Origin of the sequence: Thermococcus sp. 4557 (assembly GCF_000221185.1) — an archaeon.
Taxonomy (GTDB): domain Archaea; phylum Methanobacteriota_B; class Thermococci; order Thermococcales; family Thermococcaceae; genus Thermococcus.
Map to the genome: position 1 here is coordinate 760,504 of NC_015865.1, position 20,255 is coordinate 780,758.

A 20,255-nucleotide genomic window follows, 5' to 3' on the forward strand; every position below is an offset into this window, starting at 1 on the left:
ACTTCAAAAAAGCACTTAATTTCCGCCAACGCTTTGCGAAGCAAAGGGTTGATAGAATGGAGCCCCGGGCGGGATTTGAACCCGCGACCGGCGGATTACAAGTCCGCCGCCCCACCAGGCTAGGCTACCGGGGCACGGTTTAAGACTCCCCGGGGAAAATATAAAGTTTTCGCAGCCGGTTCTCGCGCCATGTTCCGCAAAAATGACTGACATTCCCCCATCGGGAGGCACCGTAAGATTTATAAATCCACTCCATATTCCCTACATTGGGTCGTGCCGCCGTAGCTTAGTCGGTAGAGCGCCGGACTGTTAATCCGGCGGTCCCCGGTTCGAGTCCGGGCGGCGGCGCCATCAGTGGGCCCGTAGCTCAGCCTGGTCAGAGCGCGCGGCTCATAACCGCGTGGTCGGGGGTTCAAAGCCCCCCGGGCCCACCATTGAAACTTTGCGCAAGCAAAGTTTCATCAAAAAGTTCTGACTGTGTTTGGTGCTGTGCCCTTGAAGTCGTGCGATATTTTAACTCCATTCTCAAGGGGGTTTAACTCTCGAATAATCCTCTTCAAGCAGTTTCAACCTTGTTATTGGCGTCCTTCGGACGCCGTTTGAAGAGTGAAACACTCAAAGAGCGCAATTAGAAGAGTAAACCCCAACAGAATCACCCGTTTAAAGTGCACGAAGTTTTTTCAGGCTTTTAACCAGTAAAAACATTTTTGATCAAACTTTGCTCTGCAAAGTTTCAGCGCCGTTCTCACTGTCGTTCGAACATCCTTGACGGATGGCGGAAGCTGAGATGCCCTCTGAAAACACCGATTTTTCAAGCGGGTTCGTACGGTTGAGCGGTAAAAACATTCTGATCCACAATACTGGACCTTTCAAGGCCGTATTGGACATTTAAAAGCGTCAGTAGGCGCCGTTTTGTACAAAAAACTGACCAAATTTTGCCCATATTTTTGCTAGATATGACAGATGAAACGGTTGACTAACTACATTGTGCCATTATCCTACCAGAAATCACGTCAAAATTACAGTAGATTTCGAGCATATGGCCGTTTTTTAGAAAGTTCGAATATCGAACCGACGGCAAACATTTATAAGTCTTTCCCCATACTGATGAACATAGAAGTACATCAGAGTAGCTTTTCGGCATGGAAAACGGTTCTTAAACTTTACGCAACCGATATAAACCCCTACGAGCCAGATACCACTCGAAAAGCTTATATACCGAAACCCGCAGGTGTGAGGTAGTGATAATCGTTCTTAAAAAATGTTAAAGGGGGCAATTCTCGGTGGCGACGAAAAAAGAGTTTGATATATTCACGCATGAGCTGGTTCCCGAGCACAGAATACTGAGCGAAGAGGAGAAGGAGGAGCTTCTCAGGAAGTACAGGATCAGAATCTCCCAGCTTCCGCAGATCAAGGCTTCAGACCCTGCTGTCGTGGCCCTTGGGGCAAAGCCGGGCGACATCCTTGAGATCAAAAGAAAAAGCCCGACAGCGGGCTACTACAACTACTACCGCCTTGTGGTGGAGGACTGATTCTGCGAGGTGAGATTATGGCATCGAGAGGACCAACCGTTGTGGATGTTACTCCTGACGACCTCTGGCTCGTTATGGACGCCTACTGGAAGGAGAGGGGGCTCGTAAGGCAGCACCTTGATTCTTACAACGCTTTCATTGAGAGCGGCATGCAGCGGGTCATATACGAGTTCGGCGGCCTGAAGCCGGACATCCCGGACTTCGAGGTTAAGTTCGGTAAAATACGCCTGGGCGAACCCGAGTTCCAGGAGGCCCAGGGGCAGAGGAAGCCGCTCTACCCGATGGACGCCAGGATAAGGAACCTGACCTACTCGGCCCCGCTCTACCTCGAGCTCATCCCCGTCATCAAGGGCATCGAGCAGGAGGCCGTTGAGGTCCGCATTGGAGAGCTCCCGATAATGCTCAAGTCCAAGGCCTGCAGGCTTTACGGCCTCAGCGACGAGGAGCTCATCAAGCTCGGCGAGGATCCAAAGGACCCGGGAGGATACTTCATCATAAACGGTTCTGAGAGGGTTATAGTCTCTATCGAGGACCTCGCCCCGAACAAGACCCTCGTTGAGCGCGACGAGAGGCAGAACAGGATAATCGCAAAGGTCTTCTCATACAGACACGGTTACAGGGCCCTGATAACCGTCGAGAGGAGGAAGGACGGTATCCTCTACGTCAACATCCCGAACGTTCCGAGACCCGTCAAGTTCGTTTACGTTATGCGCGCCCTCGGTCTTCTGAGCGATAAAGAGATCGTCGAGGCCGTGAGCGATGATCCGAGGATACAGCAGGTTCTCTTCGACAACCTCGAGGACGCCAGCGACGTGATGAACCAGGAGGACGCTCTCGACTACATAGGAAAGCTCTCCCTGCCCGGCCAGCCGAAGGAGTACAGGCTCAGGAGGGCCGAGCACATCATAGACAACAACCTCCTCCCGCACATGGGCGTCGAGCCGGAGAGGAGGAAGGCCAAGGCCTACTACCTCGGCATGATGGCCCTCAAGGTTCTCGAGCTTTCGCTCGGCCTCCGCGGTGAGGACGACAAGGACCACTACGCCAACAAGAGGCTCAAGCTCGCTGGAGACCTCCTCAGAGACCTCTTCCGCGTCGCCTTCGGCCAGCTCGTCAAGGACATGCAGTACCAGATGACCAAGACCTACCAGAGGAAGGGTGAGCGCTACACCTTCGAGAACATCCAGCGCTTTGTGAGAAACTCCATAAGACCGGACGTCCTCAGCGAGAGAATTGAACATGCCCTCGCGACCGGTGCCTGGCCCGGCGGAAGGACCGGTGTGAGCCAGCTTCTCGATAGAACGAACTACATGAGCACCCTTTCACACCTCAGGCGCGTTACCTCCCCGCTCAGCAGGGACCAGCCCCACTTCGAGGCGCGTGACCTTCACGGAACCCACTGGGGAAGAATCTGTCCGACGGAGACTCCGGAAGGTCCGAACTGTGGTCTCGTTAAGAACCTCTCACTGATGTCCCAGATAACCACCGGCATTCCCGAGGAGGAGGTCAGGGAGTATCTGAACAAGCTCGGCGTCGTTTCCATCGAGGAGCGCCGCCCGAGCCCCGAGCTCTGGCGTCTCTACCTCAACGGTGTTCTCATCGGAACCATAGAGGACGGAGAGTCCCTCGTCCGCAGGATAAGGAGCGACAGGAGAAGCGGAAAGATAAGCGACGTCATCAACGTGGCGATGTACCAGGACGAGGAGGTCAGGGAAGTATACGTCAACAGCGACGACGGCCGCGTCAGGAGACCGCTCATCATCGTCGAGAACGGCAAGCCTAAGCTAACCAAGGAGCACGTCGATGCAATAAAGAACGGAGCCCTCACCTGGAACGACCTGGTGAAGATGGGCATCATAGAGTACCTCGACGCTGAAGAGGAGGAGAACGCCTACGTTGCCACCTGGCCCTGGGAGGTCACGGAGGAGCACACCCACCTCGAGCTCATGCCGGCCGCGATACTCGGTATCCCGGCTTCGCTCGTCCCGTACCCGGAGCACAACGCGGCCCCGCGTAACACCTATGGGGCGGGTATGGCCAAGCAGAGCCTCGGCTTTGGTGCCGCCAACTTCAGGATAAGGGTGGACACGCGCGGGCACCTCATGCACTACCCGCAGGTTCCGCTCGTCAACTCACGCATCATGAAGGCCGTCGGTTTCGAGGAGAGGCCCGCCGGTCAGAACTTCGTGGTCGCGGTTCTCAGCTACGGCGGCTACAACATGGAGGACGCAATCATCATGAACAAGGCCTCCATCGAGCGCGGTCTCGGAAGGAGCACGTTCTTCAGAACCTACGAGGCCGAGGAGAAGCGCTACCTCGGCGGTCAGACCGACCGCTTTGAGGTTCCCGACCCGACCATACAGGGCTATCTCGGCGAGAAGTACTACCGCCACCTCGACGAGGACGGTATAATCTTCCCGGAGTCAAAGGTCACGGGTAAGGACGTTCTCGTCGGCAGAACTTCACCGCCGAGGTTCCTTGAGGAGCAGAGCGGTCTCGGAGGAATAATCCTCCAGGAGAGAAGGGAAACGAGCGTCACCGTCAGGCCGAGCGAGAGGGGTATAGTTGACAAGGTCATCATCACCGAGACCGGCGACGGAACCAAGCTCGTCAAGGTGACCACCAGGGACCTCCGCATCCCGGAGTTCGGAGACAAGTTCGCATCGAGGCACGGTCAGAAGGGTGTCGTGGGCCTCATCGTTCCGCAGGAGGACATGCCCTGGACCGAGAGCGGAATCGTTCCCGACCTCATCGTCAACCCGCACGGTATCCCGAGCCGTATGACCGTCGGACAGCTCATCGAGGCCATAGGCGGAAAGGTCGCCGCCCTCACCGGAAGGAGGGTCGATGGAACCGCGTTCATTGGTGAGCCCGAGGAGAAGCTCAGGAAGGAGCTTGAGGAGCTTGGATTCAAGCACAGCGGCAGGGAAGTCATGTACGACGGCATAACCGGAAGAAGACTGGAGGCCGACATATTCGTGGGCGTCATCTACTACCAGAGGCTCCACCACATGGTCGCCGACAAGATGCACGCGAGGAGCAGAGGTCCGGTGCAGGTTCTCACCAAGCAGCCGACCGAGGGAAGGGCCAGGGAAGGTGGTCTCAGGTTCGGTGAGATGGAGCGTGACGTCCTCATCGGACACGGCGCCGCGATGCTGCTCATAGAGAGACTGCTCGAGGAGAGCGACAAGACCGAGGTATGGGTCTGCGAGAGCTGCGGACACCTGGCACTCGAGGACAAGCGCAGAGGAAAGGTCTACTGCCCGGTCTGTGGAGAGGAAGAGAAGATCAGCAAGGTGGAGATGAGCTACGCCTTCAAGCTGCTGCTCGACGAGCTGAAGGCTATGGGAATAAGGCCGTCCCTCAAGATAACGGATAGGGTGTGATAGCATGCAGTCGATGAAGAAGATCATCGGGAGTATTGAATTCGGTATCCTCTCACCCCAGGAAATCAGAAAGATGAGCGCGGCCGAGATAACCGTCCCAGACACCTACGACGACGACGGCTACCCAATCGAAGGCGGCCTCATGGACAAGAGACTGGGTGTTGTTGACCCGGGACTCCGCTGTGAGACCTGTGGGGCGAGAGCCGGAGACTGTCCGGGTCACTTCGGCCACGTTGAGCTCGCCAGGCCGATAGTCCACGTCGGATTCGCCAAGACCATTCACCGCGTCCTCGAGAGCACCTGTCGCGAGTGCGGAAGGATAAAGCTCACCGACGAGGAGATAGAGGAGTACATGCACAAGTTCGAGGTCATGGGCGACAGGAAGAAGGCCAAGGACAGGCTCATCAAGGAGATACACAAGAAGGCCAAGGAGAGAATGGTCTGCCCGCACTGTGGAGCGCCGCAGTTCCCGATCAAGTTCGAGAGGCCGACCATCTACTGGGAGCTCAGGAAGGACGAGGAGGGCAACGAGTACAGGCACAGAATGATGCCGAGCGAGGTCAGGGACAGGCTCGAGAAGATACCGGACAAGGACCTGCCGCTCCTCGGACTCCACCCGGAGAAGGCCAGGCCCGAGTGGATGATACTGACGGTCCTGCCGGTTCCGCCGGTTACCATGAGACCGTCCATCACCCTCGAGAGCGGCATCAGGGCGGAGGACGACCTCACCCACAAGCTCGTTGACATCATCCGTATCAACAACCGCCTTAAGAGCAACATCGAGGCCGGTGCACCGCAGCTCATCATCGAGGACCTCTGGGACCTCCTCCAGTACCACGTCACCACATACATCAACAACGAGACCTCCGGTATTCCGCCGGCCAAGCACAAGAGCGGAAGGCCCCTCAAGACCCTCTCCCAGAGGCTCAAGGGTAAGGAGGGCCGCTTCCGTGGAAACCTCAGCGGTAAGCGTGTCAACTTCTCGGCCCGTACGGTCATCAGCCCCGACCCGATGATAAGCATCAACGAGGTCGGCGTTCCAATGGCCGTCGCCATGGAGCTCACCGTTCCGGAGAAGGTCACCGAGTTCAACTTCGAGAAGCTCAAGAAGATGGTTCTCAACGGGCCCGAGAAGTATCCGGGAGCCAACTACGTCATCGACCCCGAGGGAAGGAGAATCCGCCTCATGGAGAACAACCTCGAGATCATCGCCGAGAAGCTCGACCTCGGCTGGACGGTCGAGAGGCACCTCATGGACGGAGACATAGTGCTCTTCAACAGGCAGCCCTCACTCCACAGGATGTCCATCATGGCTCACCGCGTTCGCGTTATGCCGTACAGAACCTTCCGCCTCAACCTCTCGGTCTGCCCGCCGTACAACGCTGACTTCGACGGTGACGAGATGAACCTCCACGTGCCGCAGACCGAGGAGGCGCAGGCCGAGGCGAGGATACTCATGGAGGTCCAGAACCACATCATCTCGCCGAGGTACGGAGGCCCGCTCATCGCCGGAATCCAGGATCACATCTCCGGCGGCTACCTGCTCACCCGCGAGGGTGCATACTTCACCCGCTCAGAGGTCGAGCAGATGCTCATGTTCGCGGGAATCGACATCCGCGAGCTTCCGGAGCCGGACAAGGTTGAGGACGGCGTTGAGCTATGGAGCGGAAAGACCATCTTCTCGCTCGTCCTGCCGGAGGACCTCACCATCTGGTACCGCAACAAGCTCTGCGACGAGCCGGAGCGCTGTGAGGCTCTGGAGAAGCTCATAGAGGAGAAGCTCGTCCCCGACCCGGGGGAAGTCAGGAAGCTCGCCTACGACGGCTTCGTTTACATCCAGAACGGAAAGCTCCTCAGCGGAGCCATAGACAAGAAGGCCTACGGAAGGGAGGACGGAAAGCTCCTCGACCTCATAGTGAGGGAGTACGGCGTTGACAGGGCGAGGCAGTTCCTCGACCAGGTCACCAAGCTCGCCATCTGGACCATCACCCACAAGGGCTTCACCACCGCCATAGACGATGAGGACCTCCCGAGCGAGGCCCTCGACAGGATTCACGAGATAATCCGCGAGGCTGAGGAGAGGGTCAACAGGCTCATAGAGGCCTACAAGAACGGTGAGCTTGAACCGCTGCCGGGTAAGACCCTTGAGGAGACCCTCGAGAGCAACATCATGGCTGTCCTCGCCGAGGCGCGTGACAACGCCGGTAAGGTCGCCGAGCGCTACCTCGGTATGGGCAACCACGCGGTCATCATGGCCAAGACCGGAGCAAGGGGTAAGATGCTCAACATCACCCAGATGGCCGCTATGCTCGGTCAGCAGTCCATCCGTGGAAAGCGCCTCTACCGCGGCTACCGCGGAAGGGTTCTCACCCACTTCAAGCCGGGAGACCTCGGCGCGAGGGCGAAGGGATTCGTCACCAACTCCTACAAGAGCGGCCTTACCCCGCAGGAGTACTTCTTCCACGCAATGGGTGGACGTGAGGGACTGGTTGACACGGCGGTCAGGACTGCCCAGAGCGGTTACATGCAGAGAAGGCTCATCAACGCCCTCCAGGACCTCAAGGTGGACTACGACGGAACCGTCAGGGATCCGACCGGAATCATCGTCCAGTTCAAGTACGGTGAGGACGGCATCGACCCGATGAAGAGCTGGCAGGGCAAGACCGTTGATGTTGACAGGGTCATCCTTAGAACCCTCGTCAAGATGAGGGGAGGTGAGTGAAATGGTCGCAGCGAAGACCATCAAGAGCCTGGTGGACAAGGCGGACCTCCCGGAGAACCTCAGGGAGGAGCTCTACAACAAGCTGGTCGAGTACAACAAGAAGTACAAGCTCAAGAAGGCGGAGATAGAGGCCATCATCGAGGAGACCGTCCGCGAGTACCAGAACGCCCTCGTCGAGCCTGGAGAGGCGATAGGTACCGTTGCCGCACAGTCTATCGGTGAGCCGTCAACCCAGATGACCCTCAACACCTTCCACTACGCGGGTGTCGCGGAAATCAACGTCACCCTCGGTCTGCCGAGAATCATCGAGATTGTCGACGCGAGGAAGAACCCATCAACGCCAATCATGACCGTTTACCTCGACGAGAAGCACCGCTACGACAGGGAGAAGGCCCTCGAGGTCGCGAGGAGGATCGAAGGTACCACCCTGGAAAACCTCGCCCGCGAGATGAGCATCGACATACTCAACTACGAGTTCGTCGTTGACATAGACCTGGAGAGGCTTGAAAAGGCCGGTCTGGACATGGAGAAGGTCCAGAGGAAGCTCGAGGGCTCTTTCAAGAGCGCTGAGTTCGAGGTTGATGGATACACGCTCATAATGAGGCCCAAGAAGGTAGGCAAACTCTCAGACCTCAGGAGACTTGCCGAAAAGGTTAAAAAGCACCGCCTTAAAGGCCTCTCGGGCGTCGGGAAGACCATCATAAGGAAGGAAGGCGACGAGTACGTCATCTACACCGAGGGCTCGAACTTCAAGCAGGTGCTCAAGGTCCCGGGCGTTGACCCCACGAGGACCAGGACGAACAACATCTGGGAGATCGCCGACGTGCTCGGCATCGAGGCGGCAAGGAACGCCATCATAGAGGAAATCGTCAACACGATGCGCGAGCAGGGTCTCGAGGTTGACGTCAGGCACATCATGCTCGTCGCCGACATGATGACGCTCGACGGTGTGATACTGCCCATAGGCAGGCACGGTATAGTTGGGGAGAAGGCCAGCGTGCTTGCCAGGGCTGCCTTCGAGATAACCACCCAGCACCTCTTCGAGGCCGCTGAGAGGGGCGATGAGGACCCCCTCAACGGTGTCGTGGAGAACGTGCTGATAGGACAGCCGGTTCCAGTCGGAACCGGAATGGTCAAACTGGCAATGAATCTCCCCCTGAGACCGAAAAGGGAGTAGGGAGGTGTGATGTATGGTTGATTTCGCATTCGAGCTTAGGAAGGCAGAGGACACCGGAAAGATAATCATGGGAGCGAAGAAGGCCATCCAGTACGCCAAGATGGGCGGCGCCAAGATGATTATCGTGGCCAGGAACGCGAGGCCGGACATAAAGGAGGACATACTCTACTACGCCAAGCTCAGCGGCATACCGATTTACGAGTTCGAGGGCACCAGCGTCGAGCTCGGAACCCTCCTCGGAAGGCCGCACACCGTTTCGGCCCTCGCGATAATTGACCCCGGTGAGAGCAGGATACTGGCCTTGGCTGGGGGTAAGGAGTAATGCCGCTCAAGCTCAACACCGACCAGATCAAGTTCATAGCACTCTTCGAGAGCATGACCGGAGCGACAGTGATGGACTGCCTCATCGACACCAACAGGAACAGGCTCATATACGTCATTAAGAAGGGCGAGATGGGACTGGCCCTCGGAAAGAAGGGAGCCAACGTCAAGCGCGTCCAGAACATGCTCGGGAAGGAGATAGAGCTCATCGAGCACTCCGAGAACCCCGAAGAGTTCCTGAGGAACATTTATAAGAGCCTCGGGGTTAAGGTTAAAAAGGTCCACATCACTGAGAAGCGTGATGGTAAGAAGGTCGCCCTCCTCGACATCGGGCCCCGCGACAAGGCCAGGGCTATCGGAAAGGGCGGCCAGAACATCAACCTCGTGAAAGAGTTGATGGAGAGACACCACGGCATTCACGATGTGGTCATAATTTGAGGTGATGATCATGGCTGGAAAGAAGGCCCCGTATGGAGAGTTTGCCGGAAGGAAACTCAAGCTCAAGAGGAAGAAGTTCCGCTGGAGCGACATCAGGTACAAGAGGAGAGTCCTCAGGCTCAAGGAGAAGAGCGACCCGCTTGGAGGTGCCCCGCAGGCCAAGGGCATCGTCCTTGAGAAGATAGCCGTCGAGGCAAAGCAGCCGAACTCGGCTATGCGTAAGGCCGTCAGGGTTCAGCTCATCAAGAACGGTAAGGTCGTTACCGCCTTCACCCCCGGTGACGGTGCCATCAACCACATCGACGAGCACGACGAGGTCATCATCGAGGGAATCGGTGGTCCAAAGGGTGGTTCCGTCGGTGATATCCCGGGAATCAGGTACAAGGTCGTCAAGGTCAACAGGGTCTCCCTCAAGGAGCTCGTCAAGGGAAGGAAGGAGAAGCCGAGGAGGTGAAGTGAATGGCCAAGGCAATCACCGAGAGGTTCTATCAGCCTAAGGAGCTCAAGGTCATGGGCAGGTGGAGCGTTGAGGACGTCGTCGTGAACGACCCGTCCCTCAGGCCCTACATCAACCTGGAGCCGAGGATCCTCCCGCACAGCCACGGAAGGCATGCCAAGAAGTCCTTCGGCAAGGCCAACGTTCACATCGTTGAGAGGCTCATCAACAAGGTCATGCGCAGCGGTGCCAGCGGCCACAAGGTCGGCGGCCACTTCATGAGGCGTGAGAGCCGCTCCCTCATGAGCAAGAAGATGAAGGCCTACGAGGTCGTCAAGGAGGCCTTCATGATCATCGAGCGCAGAACCAAGCAGAACCCGATACAGGTTCTCGTCAGGGCCCTTGAGAACTCCTCCCCGAGGGAGGACACCACCACCATCGCCTTCGGTGGAATCCGCTACCACATGGCCGTTGACGTTGCCCCGCTCAGGAGGCTCGACATAGCCCTCAAGAACCTCGCCCTCGGTGCTTCAGCTAAGTGCTACCGCAACAAGACCAGCTACGCCCAGGCCCTCGCCGAGGAGATAATCGCTGCAGCCAACAAGGACCCGAAGAGCTTCGCCTACAGCAAGAAGGAAGAGATCGAGAGGATCGCCCAGTCCTCACGCTGAGGGCTGGTTGCTTCTACCCTCTTCTGCTTTTCTCTCCTCGTTTATCGGAAGGTTTTTGTGCTCGAATGAGAGTTCTTTTCCGGTGGTTGAATTGGGGAAGCGAAAATTTCAGGCCCTTGACTTTGGAGATGAAGTCGTTCTTGTCCCGATTGAGGATGGCGTAGAGTTGCGTGGAATTCTAAAGCTCGACAAGTCTGCTAAGGAGATCATGCAGGAAATTCGCGAGGAAGAAAAGGCATTTGAAGAACGCAAACTCCTCCGTCTCGGACTGCTCTGAGCTTTTCTCCAGATATTATACCCTTCGGGAGAAGGGAAATCTATAAGTACCCGGAGGGAGAAGGGAAATGGGAACACTAGCTTTTATAGGGGGTACTATTTTGTTTATATCGAGTTTTATCGGATTACTTGAACCCGCTAAATGGTTCAAACGCCCTGAATTTGGCAAATTGGGGGTTATTGACCAAATGAAAGAATCAGCAATCATCTTGATTGGAATTGTGGCAGGCAATATTATTTTGTTCTTTGATCCCGAGTGGTATGCTGAAGTACCAATCTGGATGTTAGCTCTCTCTTCACTAGCATTCACGTTTGCTTTGGTGTCTTTAGTAATAAACTACCGCCGCCTCAAACGCTTCGAGCAGGAGGAAATGCTCGAAAGGCTCGCCGAAAAGATGGGCGAGAAGCTTGGAGAATCAATGGCTAAGGGCATAAAGGCGAAGGAGTCCTAACTCCAACTGGTTTTAATTCCCCTTTCCCATCTCTCACAATGAAGCCTGAAAAACGCCGACGTCCTGAGGAAAATACGAAGAAAAGGCTGACCAAGTACTATGAAAGTCCAAAGGCGAAAATCTGGGGACGGAAGAAGATTGACAAGTTGATTGAGAAAGAGACGGAAGAACTTTTGCGAAAAGAACTGTGAGGCATTTCAGCTTAAACCAAACTCTTCCCCACCATGTTTCCGGGTTTTTCTATCCCGAAGAACCTAAGCACAGTCGGCGCTATGTCCATCAGGCTCGGCTCTTCGAGTTCAACGTTCTCGAAGCCCCAGAGAACCAGCGGGACCTTCATGACCGGCTCGTTCATCGAGCCGTGCATTCCCTTAACCCAGTGGCTCACTCCCTTTATGCCCTTGCACATCCTGTGGGAGCAGAACCAGTAGCCTGGCCTGGCAGAGACTATCAGCTCGCCGCCCTTCGGGCTGTCGAGGTGGGAGAGTTCGTCCCGGAAGAAAACCTCCTTAACGCCCGGTGCCTTTCTCAGAACTTCAAAGGCTTCCTCGGCCTCGTTTGGATTCCGCAGATAGACATGAACCCCGCCGCCGGAGGAGACGCGTAGCGTCTCGATTCCGTGCTTTCTCAGGTAGGTTTTCAGGTTCACCCAGGTGTGAACCTCTTCCTGCCCGTGGTCGGCGAAAATAACGAAAGCGTACTCATCTTTAAGGCGTTCCCAGAGAGTTCTGACTGCTGTGTCCACGGTCTCCACAGCTTTAAGCGCTCCCTCGCTCAGCGGCCCGTGGTCGTGGCCCATGCCGTCTATCGAGGCGAAGTGGACGAGGAGCAAATCCGGTCTGCACTCCTCGTACAGGTATATGGCCGAGTTCATGACCCAGACGTCCTTCCTCCAATCGCGACCGTGCTGGCGGTACATCCTGTCGCCGGCAAAGAAGGGTGGGAAGATTCTAACGTCAGTCCCGCTGAACGGGGGCATCGTATAGCCGCTGACGGCCGCGGTTCTAACACCTTTCTGCCGCAGCAGGTCAACGATGGTCGGGGCCTTAATGACCCTGTGGGGATTAAAGGCCACCTCGTAGTCGTAGAAGTTGACCTTCCTGTCGCTAAGCCGGTCGTAGTAGCCGTTCTCGACGACCCCGTGGTCTTTCGGCCACACCCCCGTCATCACGCTGGTGTGAACTAAGTCCGTGAGCGTTGGAAAGATGGAGTCAACCACCGCGAACTCACCGCTTTCAGCAAGCTCGCTCAGGAAAGGCATGTGCTTCAGGTTGTAGACCCCGTTCCCGTCGAGACTTATGAGGGCGAGCTTCTTTCTCATGGTTCAAACCCCTAAAACATCGTGAACTGTGTAGAGGTCGGGCTCATCGAGGAACTCCTTTAGAGATTCTTCCGAGAGCTTCATTATAGCATAGCCCTCCTCCACCTCAAGCAACTCGTTCAGGAGCCGCTCTATATGCTCAAGCTTCTTCTCAATCCGCATGAGTTCCCTAACAACGTCAACCCCTTCCACACAATCACCCCCAGGTGGTGTCAGCCTGACGTGCACTCATCATCTTCAGTGGGATGGAGTGGTCATCATCCACCTGCTTTCTCTCTGTTGAGGCGGTATAAATTCTTTCCGAGCCACTCGTCTAAAGTTTTCTGCCTCGCCAAGCTGCCAAGTATATAGCTCCTGGCGAGGTACTTCTCAAACGGGTGTTCAAGGCGCCTCCTTACGGCGTCGAGCGCTTCATTGAGCGTCTCAAACCTGCCAATGAGATTACCCATCGCCTTCTTCACCCCGAGGCGAATCTGCCAGACGCCAACCGGTGCGTAGTACTCGGGGGTGACCTCCCTGAAGACAACGGCCCTCGCCTGCCTCCTTCTCTCCCGCAGGGCTTCGAGGACGCTTAAACGGGCAGCGTGATATGCGCCGGCGGTTTCCTTGACGTACTCCTTCCTCCCGCGGAAGTCCTCGTAGTCGTGGATTACACTCGGCTCGCTCGCACCGAAGAGAGACCCCTTAAGCCAGACCTCCAGAAGCTCAAAGGCGTAGCTTTCCGGCATGAGCAGAACGACGTAGTGGTTGCCGAGGAAACGGTAGAAGTAGACCTCGTAGTCGTTTATCTCCGGGTTGTGCAGAATCTCGCGCCGCAGGTTCTTGCCTATCGTATCCTGAACTGCCGTAATGCTCCACCTCGTTGGGACGAGCCTTTTGTCCAGGCCCAGAAGACCGGCGGAGAGGAGCCTTATGATGTAGTACTCGTCGAAGCCCCAGTTATAGAGGCGCATTATCGCCGCTTCCGCCTTCAGCTCGTCACTAACGACGTAGTCAGTCCTCCTCGGAATGCGGGGATTCTCCGTGAGTTCAAAATCTAAAAGTTCCGCCTTCGGCCCGATAGGCGGTGCAAACTCGCTCGGGAGGACTTTGAGAACGGGCTTCCTCTTGAGGAGAATCTCGCTGTCAACGGGCTTTATAGACATCGCCAGCTCCTGAACCTCGTCGAGGATCCTGCCGCTCCGTCTCACGTGGACGTCCGCCTTCGTCTCACCCATGACGAGGAGGGAGCGGTAGTAGAGGATGTCTCTTATCGTTTTGTTCTCCCATTTAAGCGGGTTGTCGAGGTAGTCAGTCTTCCCCTCGATGGGCGGAACAAGGGGGCCGATTCTAACCTTCGGATAGCCGTACTCCCCAACGAAGATGCTCGGCGGCGAGGAGCCAAAGAGGTGGCGTTTGTTCAGTCTCTGCTCGACGGTGCGGGCTACTCTAAACCTCTCAAGAATCGGACAGGTTGGCCTGCCGCAGAGGAGCTTTCTGCCCTTGCAGATCGCACAGAGTTTCGAGTTGAAGACCGGGGCGCTCATCGAAGGTAAGGTAAACGGGGAGGTATTTATGGTTTGTTGCGAGCAACCTTTGCTTGCGCAAAGCTTGACCAAAAGTTTGTGATTCGTTGTGAGGCTTCGTTATAGAAGGGATTTCAAGCCCAATCTAGGCCCTTAGACAGTTGGGTCGGCGAAAATAAGCTTTTTCCACGTTGGGTTCTACTTGAACCGCGCTCCAAAGGAGCGCCAAAAACGCTTGAACCCTCCTGAAAACTCCTCCCGGAATGAATACCCTTTCTACCCAAAAAGTGGTCCTTGAAGAAATCCACTCCAGAACACGCTTTTCAAAAGGAATCATATCATTAATCAAACCCTGCAAGACCGTCGCCCCTTGCGTCGAACAAAGCTCGACGTCGCGCAGACGAAATTTTGGAGGTGTGGGGGCGTTAGCCCCCCGGAGTTTTAGAGAAAACGGGGTTGTGGGGCGTAGCCCCACTCCGGGGGTTTGAGAGTACAGAGCAAGCTTTAACAAAGCTTGACCAAAAGAGTTCCCTTCCTTTTTAAACTGCTATAAATAGAGCGTGCGCTCTAAACTCTGCCTATGAAGGGGTTTAAATTTAAAACAAGCCATTAATCAGGTTTCACTTTTATTCTGGCGTCCGGTGGACGCCTTGTGGGGAGTGAAACGCTGTAAAAGTAGCAATTGGAGCGTAAACCACGTAGAAAACAATCGTTGTTAGAATTGCACGCAGTTTTTCCGTCAACGCTTTCGTTAGAAAGGGTTGAGGTGGAGCCGGGAGGGGGATTTGAACCCCCGTAAAGCGGATCTGCAGTCCACCGCCTCGCCTCTAGGCTATCCCGGCATTCGACCCGGAGAAAGATTTTGGCGCCGCGGAGGGGATTTGAACCCCTGTGGCCAACGGCCACCGGCTTAGCAGGCCGGCGCCCTACCAGGCTAGGCTACCGCGGCACTCCCGTGCCCAGGTTATATGAGCCGGGGAGGGTTTTTAAGTTTTTTGGCTTCCGGCGGATTTATAAAAGACTCCCTCGGAGTTCATGGGGGTGGTGAGAGATGATCAGGGTCAAGGTCCTGGGAAGGGGAATCGAGACGGAGGTCGAGTGGGAGAAGGGCATGAAGGTAGCCGACGTGCTGAGGGCCGTCGGCTTCAACACAGAAAGCGCGATAGCAAAGCTCAACGGAAGGGTCGCACTTGAAGACGAGAACGTGAAGGACGGCGACTACGTTGAAGTTATTCCCGTCGTTTCGGGAGGATGAAGAAAGGAGGGGCATCAAGCCCCAAGTCTCTTCCTCATGAAGCTTTCAAACCTGTTCATGGCCTCCTCGAGTATATCAACCGGCGGCAGGAAGACTATCCTGAAGTGCCAGTCACCGGCGTAGCCGAAGCCGGAGCCGTGGACGAAGAGCACGTGCGCCTCGTGGAGGGCATCCATAACGAAGTCGAAGTCGTTCTTCCAGGCTGAGCGCTCGTCTATCCTTGGGAAGATGTAAAAGGCACCCTGCGGCTTCTGGGCACTCACACCCGGTATCTCCTGGATGCGCTTGTAGACGTAGTCCCTCCTCTCCTTGAGCTTCGCCATGTACTCCTCCAGGTAATCCATCGGACCGGTCATGCCGGCTATGGCCGCGAACTGGGCGGGGGTGCTCGGGCAGACCCTAATGCGGGCCAGTTTGTCTATTGCCTCCCTGACCTCCTCAAGCCTGTTCTCCGGATCCACGTAGTAGAGGTAGCCGAGACGCCAGCCGGTGGCGAAGTAGACCTTTGAGAGGCCGTTCATGACGATAACGGGAACGTCCTTTGTGAGGGAGCCGGGTGAGACGTGCTTCCCCTCGTAGGTCATCATGTCGTATATCTCGTCGCTGATTACGGGCAGGTCGTACTCGCCGGCGAGGTCGAGGACTGCCTTCACTGTCTTCTTCTCGTAGAGCGCCCCCGTCGGGTTGTTCGGGTTTATGAGTGCTATGGCCTTCGTTCTCTCGTCTATCTTCCGCCTCATGTCATCGATGTCCGGCTGCCAGCCATCCTCCTCAACGGTGAGATATTCCCTCGGGTCGGCACCGTAGAACTTGACGAGACCGACGTAGGGGGGATAGCTCGGGCTCGGAACCAGTATGTTGTCTCCCGGATCAAGGAGGCCCCCGAAGACAAACTGGAGGGCTTCCGTGACGGCGGCTGTGACGCGGACGTCCTCGGGCGTTATATCCACCCCGTTCTTCCTCTTCTCTCTGGCTACTATCGCCTCCCTCAGCTCGGGCAGACCCTCGCTGGGACCGTAGTAGTTGTGGCCTTCCCTTATGGCACGACAGTACGCCTCCCTCATGTGTTCCGGCGGCTGGAAGTCGTATTTACCAGGATCGCCAATGTTGAGGCGTATAACATTTATTCCCTTCTTTTCCAGCTCCCTTGCGGGAAGGACGACATCCCTTATGGCGTATTTGATTCCCATGGCTCTCTCGGATGCGCGAATCATGTGGATCACCATTTGAATGAGAGGAGATTCATCGTAAAAACCTTTGCCCGGGAGGTTTAAAAAGCCGGGCGAGTAGTTTTTCGGGGCGATGACGATTAGCAAGCAAACTGAAAGCTCACGGATGATGACGTGAACACCCTCCGAGCCCCTCGATACGTTTATTAACATTCAGAGCCATCTCGTTGCATGAACATATTCATCCCCCTGCTTGCCGGCGTTCTGATAGGGTACGTTCTCAGAAAGCAAGGGAAAAAGCTCAACGTAGACCTCCCGATGAGCGCCGCACTGCTGCTCCTGATATTCTTCATGGGTGTCGAGGCAGGGAAGGTGAAGATAGACGCCCTGTGGCTCCTCAGTTCGTCCATCGTCTTCGCGGCCCTGACCATAGCGGGGAGCGTTGGGGTCGCTCTCCTCGTGGGGGGAAGGGGATGAGGTTTCTGGTCTACGTTCTGGTCGCACTGGGTGCAGGTATACTCGCCGGGCACTTCTATGCCCCCGAATTCGGCAACCTCTACGAGGTCATGCTCTACCTGCTGATACTGATAATCGGAATAGACCTCGGCCAGAGCTTCCGGCTTGCGGAGATTAGGAAGCTCGGAAGGCTCGCCATAAAACTGCCCCTCGGCACTCTCCTGGGTTCGCTCCTCGGTGGCATCGCCGCTTCCCTTATCCTGGGGATAGAACTCAGGTGGGGACTTGCCGTCGCCGCTGGCTGCGGCTGGTACAGCCTCGCGGGCCCCCTAATAGCCCAGTATTCAACGGTTTACGGCACCCTCGGCTTCCTGGCCAACCTCACCAGGGAGATATTCACCGTTCTGCTGTACCCCGTTGCCATCGGGAAGATGCGAAAGGAGCTGGCGGTTTCCATGGGCGGTGCAACCACTATGGACACGACGCTGCCGATAATGACGAAGTTTGGGGGAAGCGAGGTCGCGCTTATAGCCTTCGTCCACGGCTTCGTCCTCACCGCACTGGTGCCCTTCGTCGTTCCCTTTATACTCCAGCTGTTAGCCGGCGGGTGAGAAAAACTTTTTTAAAGCCTCGCGGCTACCGGGGTTTGCAGGCACTATCATGCCTCACGGCTCGGGGGTGTCCGAGGCTGGGGCGAGTAGGAACCCACCGGGCCTCTGCGTGGAGGTGAGAGAATGAAGTATCCGAAGCAGATAAGGACTTACTGCCCCTACTGTAAGAAGCACACCATCCACAAGGTCGAGAAGGTCAAGAAGAGACCGAGGAGCGAGCTGAGCCAGGGTCAGAGGCGCTTCCGCAGGATCATGAAGGGTTACCGCGGTTTCCCGAGGCCGAACCCGGCCGGAAGGGAGAAGCCGGTCAAGAAGCTTGACCTCAGGTTCAGGTGCACCGTCTGCGGCAAGGCCCACACGAGGGGACAGGGCTTCCGCGTTAAGAAGTTTGAGCTGGTGGAGGTGTGATCCATGGCGCTCCCGAAGAACCTCATCCCGATGCCGAGGAGCAGGTTCCTCCGCGTCAAGTGCATTGACTGCGGCAACGAGCAGATAGTCTTCAGCAACCCGGCGACCACCGTCCGCTGCCTCGTCTGCGGCGCGACCCTCGTCGAGCCGACCGGCGGAAAGGGCGTCATAAAGGCCAAGATACTCGAGGTTCTCGAGTGAACCTTTCCCTTTCCTTTGCCTCCGTGCCCGGAGGCTTCTGCTAAACTTTAAATACCTCTTTTCGTAACTTACCCAGGCAGAGAAAATTAGAGGTGGTTGTAATGCCGAGGAAAGCCAAAGAGTACCCCGAAGAGGGAGAGTTCGTGGTTGCTACCGTCAAGAGCATTCACCCTTACGGTGCATTTCTCAAGCTCGACGAGTACCCCGGAAAGGAGGGATTCATGCACATAAGCGAGGTCGCCTCCACCTGGGTCAAGAACATCAGGGACCACGTTAAAGAGGGACAGAAGATAGTCGCCAAGGTTATACGCGTTGACCCGAGCAAGGGGCACATCGACCTGAGCCTCAAGAGGGTGAACCAGCAGCAGAGGAAGGCCAAGCTCCAGGAGTACAAGCGCGCCCAGAAGGCCGAGAACCTCCTCAAGATGGCGGCCGAGAAGATAGGGAAGGACTTCGAAACCGCTTGGAAAGAGGTCTGGGTTCCCCTCGAGGAGGAGTACGGAGAGGTCTACGCCGCCTTTGAGGACGCCGCCCAGAACGGCATGGACGTCCTCAAGGACCTCATCAGCGACGAGTGGGCGGAGGCCCTGAAGCCGATAATCGAGGCCTACGTCGAGATTCCGACCGTCACGATCGACGCGGAGTTTGAGATAACGGTTCCGAAGCCCGACGGCATCGAGATAATCAGGGAGGCCCTCATAAGGGCCCGCGACAGGGCCAACGAGGAGAAGGAAATAGACGTCAAGTTCTCCTACCAGGGAGCGCCGAGGTACAGGATAGACATCACCGCCCCGGACTACTACAAGGCGGAGGAGGTCCTTGAGAACATAGCCGAGGAGATACTCCGCGTTATAAAGGAAGCGGGCGGCGAAGCGACGCTCATAAGGAAGGAGAAGCGCATTAAGAAGGTCAAAAAGAGGGGTTCATGATGCACTTCCGGATCAGGAAGTGCCCCAGCTGCGGGCGCTACACGCTGAAGGAGATATGTCCCGTATGCGGTGAGAAGACCAAGGTAGCCCACCCGCCGCGCTTCTCGCCGGAGGACCCCTACGGCGAGTACAGGAGGAGGCTGAAGCGCGAGCAGCTGGGCATTGCCGGGAGGGATTGAGATGAAGGAGTCAGTCATCCACGTCTACGAGAGGCCGGAACTCAGGGACCCCGTCTTTATCGAGGGACTGCCTGGCATAGGCCTGGTTGGAAAGCTCGCCGCGGAGCACCTCATTCAGGAGCTCAACGCGGTCAAGTTCGCCGACCTCTACTCGCCGCACTTCATGCACCAGGTCCTCATCAAGAAGAACTCCGTCGTCGAGCTGATGAAGAACGAGTTCTACTACTGGAAGAACCCCGACGAAAACGGCAGGGACATCATAATCATCACCGGCGACCAGCAGGTTCCACCCACAGACAGCCCCGGCCACTTCGAGGTCGTCGGGAAGATGCTGGACTTCGTCAACGAGTTTGGCGTCCGTGAGATAATCACGATGGGCGGCTACCAGGTGCCGGAGCTTCAGGGGGAGCCGAGGGTTTTGGCCGCGGTGACCCACGAAGAGCTCGTTGAGCACTACCAGAAAAAGCTGGAAGGCTGCGGCATCGAGGTTATCTGGCGCGAGGACGAAGGGGGAGCGATAGTCGGCGCCGCCGGCCTCCTGCTCGGCATGGGCAAGCTCCGCTCGATGTACGGGATAAGCCTGCTCGGCGAGAGCCTTGGCTACATCGTTGATGCGAAGGCTGCAAAGTCCGTCCTTCTCGCTGTGACCAAAATCCTCGGCCTCGAACTCGACATGACCGCCCTCGAAGAGCGCGCCAAGGAGACCGAGGAGATACTCAGGAAGGTTCAGGAGATGCAGAGGGCCATGCTGGAGCAGCAGATGCCTCCCACCCCGGAGGAGGAAGACAGGGGCTACCTCTGATCTTCCGC

General features: G+C 56.5%; 22 protein-coding genes and 5 tRNA genes. 20 read left to right on the top strand and 7 right to left on the bottom strand.

Going from position 1 to position 20,255, the window contains the following annotated elements:
- Positions 1 to 57 precede the first annotated feature (57 nt).
- Positions 58 to 134 (bottom strand) — tRNA-Thr (locus GQS_RS03920).
- 141 nt (positions 135 to 275) lie between these two features.
- On the opposite strand from GQS_RS03920, the gene GQS_RS03925 reads away from it, so the two are divergent.
- The 12 genes from GQS_RS03925 (at position 276) to GQS_RS03980 (ending at position 11,411) form a co-directional block, all read left to right on the top strand.
- Positions 276 to 351 (top strand) — tRNA-Asn (locus GQS_RS03925).
- Between the two features lie 5 nt (positions 352 to 356).
- Positions 357 to 434: transfer RNA gene (locus GQS_RS03930), tRNA-Ile, on the top strand.
- 849 nt (positions 435 to 1,283) lie between these two features.
- Positions 1,284 to 1,532 (top strand): DNA-directed RNA polymerase subunit H, encoded by a 249-nt coding sequence (locus GQS_RS03935; protein WP_014012374.1) that lies wholly within the window; start codon positions 1,284 to 1,286, stop codon positions 1,530 to 1,532.
- 17 nt (positions 1,533 to 1,549) lie between these two features.
- Positions 1,550 to 4,918, top strand: coding sequence for a DNA-directed RNA polymerase subunit B (locus GQS_RS03940; protein ID WP_014012375.1), 3,369 nt, complete (start codon positions 1,550 to 1,552; stop codon positions 4,916 to 4,918).
- Positions 4,919 to 4,922: 4 nt separating this feature from the next.
- Positions 4,923 to 7,640, top strand: coding sequence for a DNA-directed RNA polymerase subunit A' (locus GQS_RS03945; RefSeq protein WP_014012376.1), 2,718 nt, complete (start codon positions 4,923 to 4,925; stop codon positions 7,638 to 7,640).
- A gap of 1 nt (position 7,641) precedes the next feature.
- A complete protein-coding gene (gene rpoA2 / locus GQS_RS03950) occupies positions 7,642 to 8,817 on the top strand; it encodes a DNA-directed RNA polymerase subunit A'' (RefSeq protein WP_014012377.1) in 1,176 nt (391 codons plus the stop codon).
- Between the two features lie 13 nt (positions 8,818 to 8,830).
- Positions 8,831 to 9,139, top strand: a complete 309-nt coding sequence (locus tag GQS_RS03955) for a 50S ribosomal protein L30e (RefSeq protein ID WP_014012378.1) — start codon at positions 8,831 to 8,833, stop codon at positions 9,137 to 9,139.
- A complete protein-coding gene (locus GQS_RS03960) occupies positions 9,139 to 9,576 on the top strand; it encodes a NusA-like transcription termination signal-binding factor (RefSeq protein ID WP_014012379.1) in 438 nt (145 codons plus the stop codon). The genes GQS_RS03955 and GQS_RS03960 overlap by 1 nt, the downstream gene beginning before the upstream one ends.
- 10 nt (positions 9,577 to 9,586) lie before the next feature.
- Positions 9,587 to 10,030 carry a 30S ribosomal protein S12 gene (locus GQS_RS03965; RefSeq protein ID WP_014012380.1) on the top strand — a complete coding sequence of 148 codons (444 nt, stop codon included), beginning with the start codon at positions 9,587 to 9,589 and terminating at the stop codon, positions 10,028 to 10,030.
- Positions 10,031 to 10,035: 5 nt separating this feature from the next.
- Entirely contained in the window at positions 10,036 to 10,683 is a 648-nt protein-coding gene (locus GQS_RS03970) for a 30S ribosomal protein S7 (protein WP_014012381.1), read from the top strand.
- An 82-nt stretch (positions 10,684 to 10,765) separates the two neighbouring features.
- Complete coding sequence (locus GQS_RS03975; protein WP_148236362.1) at positions 10,766 to 10,960, top strand: hypothetical protein; 195 nt, start codon at positions 10,766 to 10,768, stop codon at positions 10,958 to 10,960.
- A 67-nt stretch (positions 10,961 to 11,027) separates the two neighbouring features.
- The gene (locus GQS_RS03980) at positions 11,028 to 11,411 is read left to right on the top strand and encodes a hypothetical protein (protein WP_014012383.1); all 384 of its coding nucleotides are present in this window, start codon (positions 11,028 to 11,030) and stop codon (positions 11,409 to 11,411) included.
- 202 nt (positions 11,412 to 11,613) lie between these two features.
- Here the strand turns inward: GQS_RS03980 and GQS_RS03985 are convergent, their stop codons facing one another.
- The 5 genes from GQS_RS03985 to GQS_RS04005 form a co-directional block, all read right to left on the bottom strand.
- Positions 11,614 to 12,732: an alkaline phosphatase family protein gene (locus GQS_RS03985; RefSeq protein WP_014012384.1), complete on the bottom strand. Its 1,119-nt coding sequence runs from the start codon at positions 12,730 to 12,732 to the stop codon at positions 11,614 to 11,616.
- 3 nt (positions 12,733 to 12,735) lie between these two features.
- Positions 12,736 to 12,924: a hypothetical protein gene (locus tag GQS_RS03990; protein ID WP_014012385.1), complete on the bottom strand. Its 189-nt coding sequence runs from the start codon at positions 12,922 to 12,924 to the stop codon at positions 12,736 to 12,738.
- Between the two features lie 65 nt (positions 12,925 to 12,989).
- The gene (locus tag GQS_RS03995) at positions 12,990 to 14,258 is read right to left on the bottom strand and encodes an Nre family DNA repair protein (RefSeq protein WP_014012386.1); all 1,269 of its coding nucleotides are present in this window, start codon (positions 14,256 to 14,258) and stop codon (positions 12,990 to 12,992) included.
- A 746-nt stretch (positions 14,259 to 15,004) separates the two neighbouring features.
- Positions 15,005 to 15,079, bottom strand: a tRNA-Cys gene (locus GQS_RS04000).
- 21 nt (positions 15,080 to 15,100) lie between these two features.
- Positions 15,101 to 15,186: transfer RNA gene (locus GQS_RS04005), tRNA-Ser, on the bottom strand.
- Between the two features lie 102 nt (positions 15,187 to 15,288).
- On the opposite strand from GQS_RS04005, the gene GQS_RS04010 reads away from it, so the two are divergent.
- The gene (locus GQS_RS04010; protein WP_014012387.1) at positions 15,289 to 15,492 is read left to right on the top strand and encodes a MoaD/ThiS family protein; all 204 of its coding nucleotides are present in this window, start codon (positions 15,289 to 15,291) and stop codon (positions 15,490 to 15,492) included.
- A 14-nt stretch (positions 15,493 to 15,506) separates the two neighbouring features.
- On the opposite strand, the gene GQS_RS04015 is transcribed toward GQS_RS04010, so the two are convergent.
- Positions 15,507 to 16,706 (bottom strand): pyridoxal phosphate-dependent aminotransferase, encoded by a 1,200-nt coding sequence (locus GQS_RS04015; RefSeq protein WP_014012388.1) that lies wholly within the window; start codon positions 16,704 to 16,706, stop codon positions 15,507 to 15,509.
- A gap of 186 nt (positions 16,707 to 16,892) precedes the next feature.
- Here GQS_RS04015 and GQS_RS04020 point away from each other — a divergent pair, with 186 nt between their 5' ends.
- The 7 genes from GQS_RS04020 to GQS_RS04050 all read left to right on the top strand — a co-directional run bounded on the left by GQS_RS04020 (position 16,893) and on the right by GQS_RS04050 (position 20,247).
- The gene (locus tag GQS_RS04020) at positions 16,893 to 17,138 is read left to right on the top strand and encodes a hypothetical protein (RefSeq protein ID WP_014012389.1); all 246 of its coding nucleotides are present in this window, start codon (positions 16,893 to 16,895) and stop codon (positions 17,136 to 17,138) included.
- Positions 17,135 to 17,728 carry a lysine exporter LysO family protein gene (locus tag GQS_RS04025; protein ID WP_014012390.1) on the top strand — a complete coding sequence of 198 codons (594 nt, stop codon included), beginning with the start codon at positions 17,135 to 17,137 and terminating at the stop codon, positions 17,726 to 17,728. The genes GQS_RS04020 and GQS_RS04025 overlap by 4 nt, the downstream gene beginning before the upstream one ends.
- Before the next feature lie 123 nt (positions 17,729 to 17,851).
- Positions 17,852 to 18,136, top strand: a complete 285-nt coding sequence (locus tag GQS_RS04030; protein ID WP_014012391.1) for a 50S ribosomal protein L44e — start codon at positions 17,852 to 17,854, stop codon at positions 18,134 to 18,136.
- Between the two features lie 3 nt (positions 18,137 to 18,139).
- Positions 18,140 to 18,337 carry a 30S ribosomal protein S27e gene (locus GQS_RS04035; protein ID WP_012571194.1) on the top strand — a complete coding sequence of 66 codons (198 nt, stop codon included), beginning with the start codon at positions 18,140 to 18,142 and terminating at the stop codon, positions 18,335 to 18,337.
- A 101-nt stretch (positions 18,338 to 18,438) separates the two neighbouring features.
- Entirely contained in the window at positions 18,439 to 19,266 is an 828-nt protein-coding gene (locus tag GQS_RS04040; RefSeq protein ID WP_014012392.1) for a translation initiation factor IF-2 subunit alpha, read from the top strand.
- Complete coding sequence (locus tag GQS_RS04045) at positions 19,266 to 19,445, top strand: RNA-protein complex protein Nop10 (RefSeq protein WP_014012393.1); 180 nt, start codon at positions 19,266 to 19,268, stop codon at positions 19,443 to 19,445. The genes GQS_RS04040 and GQS_RS04045 overlap by 1 nt, the downstream gene beginning before the upstream one ends.
- 1 nt (position 19,446) lies before the next feature.
- Entirely contained in the window at positions 19,447 to 20,247 is an 801-nt protein-coding gene (locus GQS_RS04050) for a proteasome assembly chaperone family protein (protein ID WP_014012394.1), read from the top strand.
- The last annotated feature ends 8 nt before the right edge of the window (positions 20,248 to 20,255 follow it).

What these genes read in the sequence shown, in the direction of transcription:
- GQS_RS03955 (WP_014012378.1), top strand. Translation starts at nt 8,831, where the DNA reads ATGGTTGATTTCGCATTCGAGCTTAGGAAGGCAGAGGACACCGGAAAG.
- GQS_RS04015 (WP_014012388.1), bottom strand. Translation starts at nt 16,706, where the DNA reads ATGATTCGCGCATCCGAGAGAGCCATGGGAATCAAATACGCCATAAGG.
- rpoA2 (WP_014012377.1), top strand. Translation starts at nt 7,642, where the DNA reads ATGGTCGCAGCGAAGACCATCAAGAGCCTGGTGGACAAGGCGGACCTC.
- GQS_RS03960 (WP_014012379.1), top strand. Translation starts at nt 9,139, where the DNA reads ATGCCGCTCAAGCTCAACACCGACCAGATCAAGTTCATAGCACTCTTC.
- GQS_RS03940 (WP_014012375.1), top strand. Translation starts at nt 1,550, where the DNA reads ATGGCATCGAGAGGACCAACCGTTGTGGATGTTACTCCTGACGACCTC.
- GQS_RS04025 (WP_014012390.1), top strand. Translation starts at nt 17,135, where the DNA reads ATGAGGTTTCTGGTCTACGTTCTGGTCGCACTGGGTGCAGGTATACTC.
- GQS_RS04010 (WP_014012387.1), top strand. Translation starts at nt 15,289, where the DNA reads ATGATCAGGGTCAAGGTCCTGGGAAGGGGAATCGAGACGGAGGTCGAG.
- GQS_RS03980 (WP_014012383.1), top strand. Translation starts at nt 11,028, where the DNA reads ATGGGAACACTAGCTTTTATAGGGGGTACTATTTTGTTTATATCGAGT.
- GQS_RS04050 (WP_014012394.1), top strand. Translation starts at nt 19,447, where the DNA reads ATGAAGGAGTCAGTCATCCACGTCTACGAGAGGCCGGAACTCAGGGAC.
- GQS_RS03970 (WP_014012381.1), top strand. Translation starts at nt 10,036, where the DNA reads ATGGCCAAGGCAATCACCGAGAGGTTCTATCAGCCTAAGGAGCTCAAG.
- GQS_RS04040 (WP_014012392.1), top strand. Translation starts at nt 18,439, where the DNA reads ATGCCGAGGAAAGCCAAAGAGTACCCCGAAGAGGGAGAGTTCGTGGTT.
- GQS_RS04045 (WP_014012393.1), top strand. Translation starts at nt 19,266, where the DNA reads ATGCACTTCCGGATCAGGAAGTGCCCCAGCTGCGGGCGCTACACGCTG.
- GQS_RS03995 (WP_014012386.1), bottom strand. Translation starts at nt 14,258, where the DNA reads ATGAGCGCCCCGGTCTTCAACTCGAAACTCTGTGCGATCTGCAAGGGC.
- GQS_RS03985 (WP_014012384.1), bottom strand. Translation starts at nt 12,732, where the DNA reads ATGAGAAAGAAGCTCGCCCTCATAAGTCTCGACGGGAACGGGGTCTAC.
- GQS_RS04035 (WP_012571194.1), top strand. Translation starts at nt 18,140, where the DNA reads ATGGCGCTCCCGAAGAACCTCATCCCGATGCCGAGGAGCAGGTTCCTC.
- GQS_RS03965 (WP_014012380.1), top strand. Translation starts at nt 9,587, where the DNA reads ATGGCTGGAAAGAAGGCCCCGTATGGAGAGTTTGCCGGAAGGAAACTC.
- GQS_RS04020 (WP_014012389.1), top strand. Translation starts at nt 16,893, where the DNA reads ATGAACATATTCATCCCCCTGCTTGCCGGCGTTCTGATAGGGTACGTT.
- GQS_RS04030 (WP_014012391.1), top strand. Translation starts at nt 17,852, where the DNA reads ATGAAGTATCCGAAGCAGATAAGGACTTACTGCCCCTACTGTAAGAAG.
- GQS_RS03945 (WP_014012376.1), top strand. Translation starts at nt 4,923, where the DNA reads ATGCAGTCGATGAAGAAGATCATCGGGAGTATTGAATTCGGTATCCTC.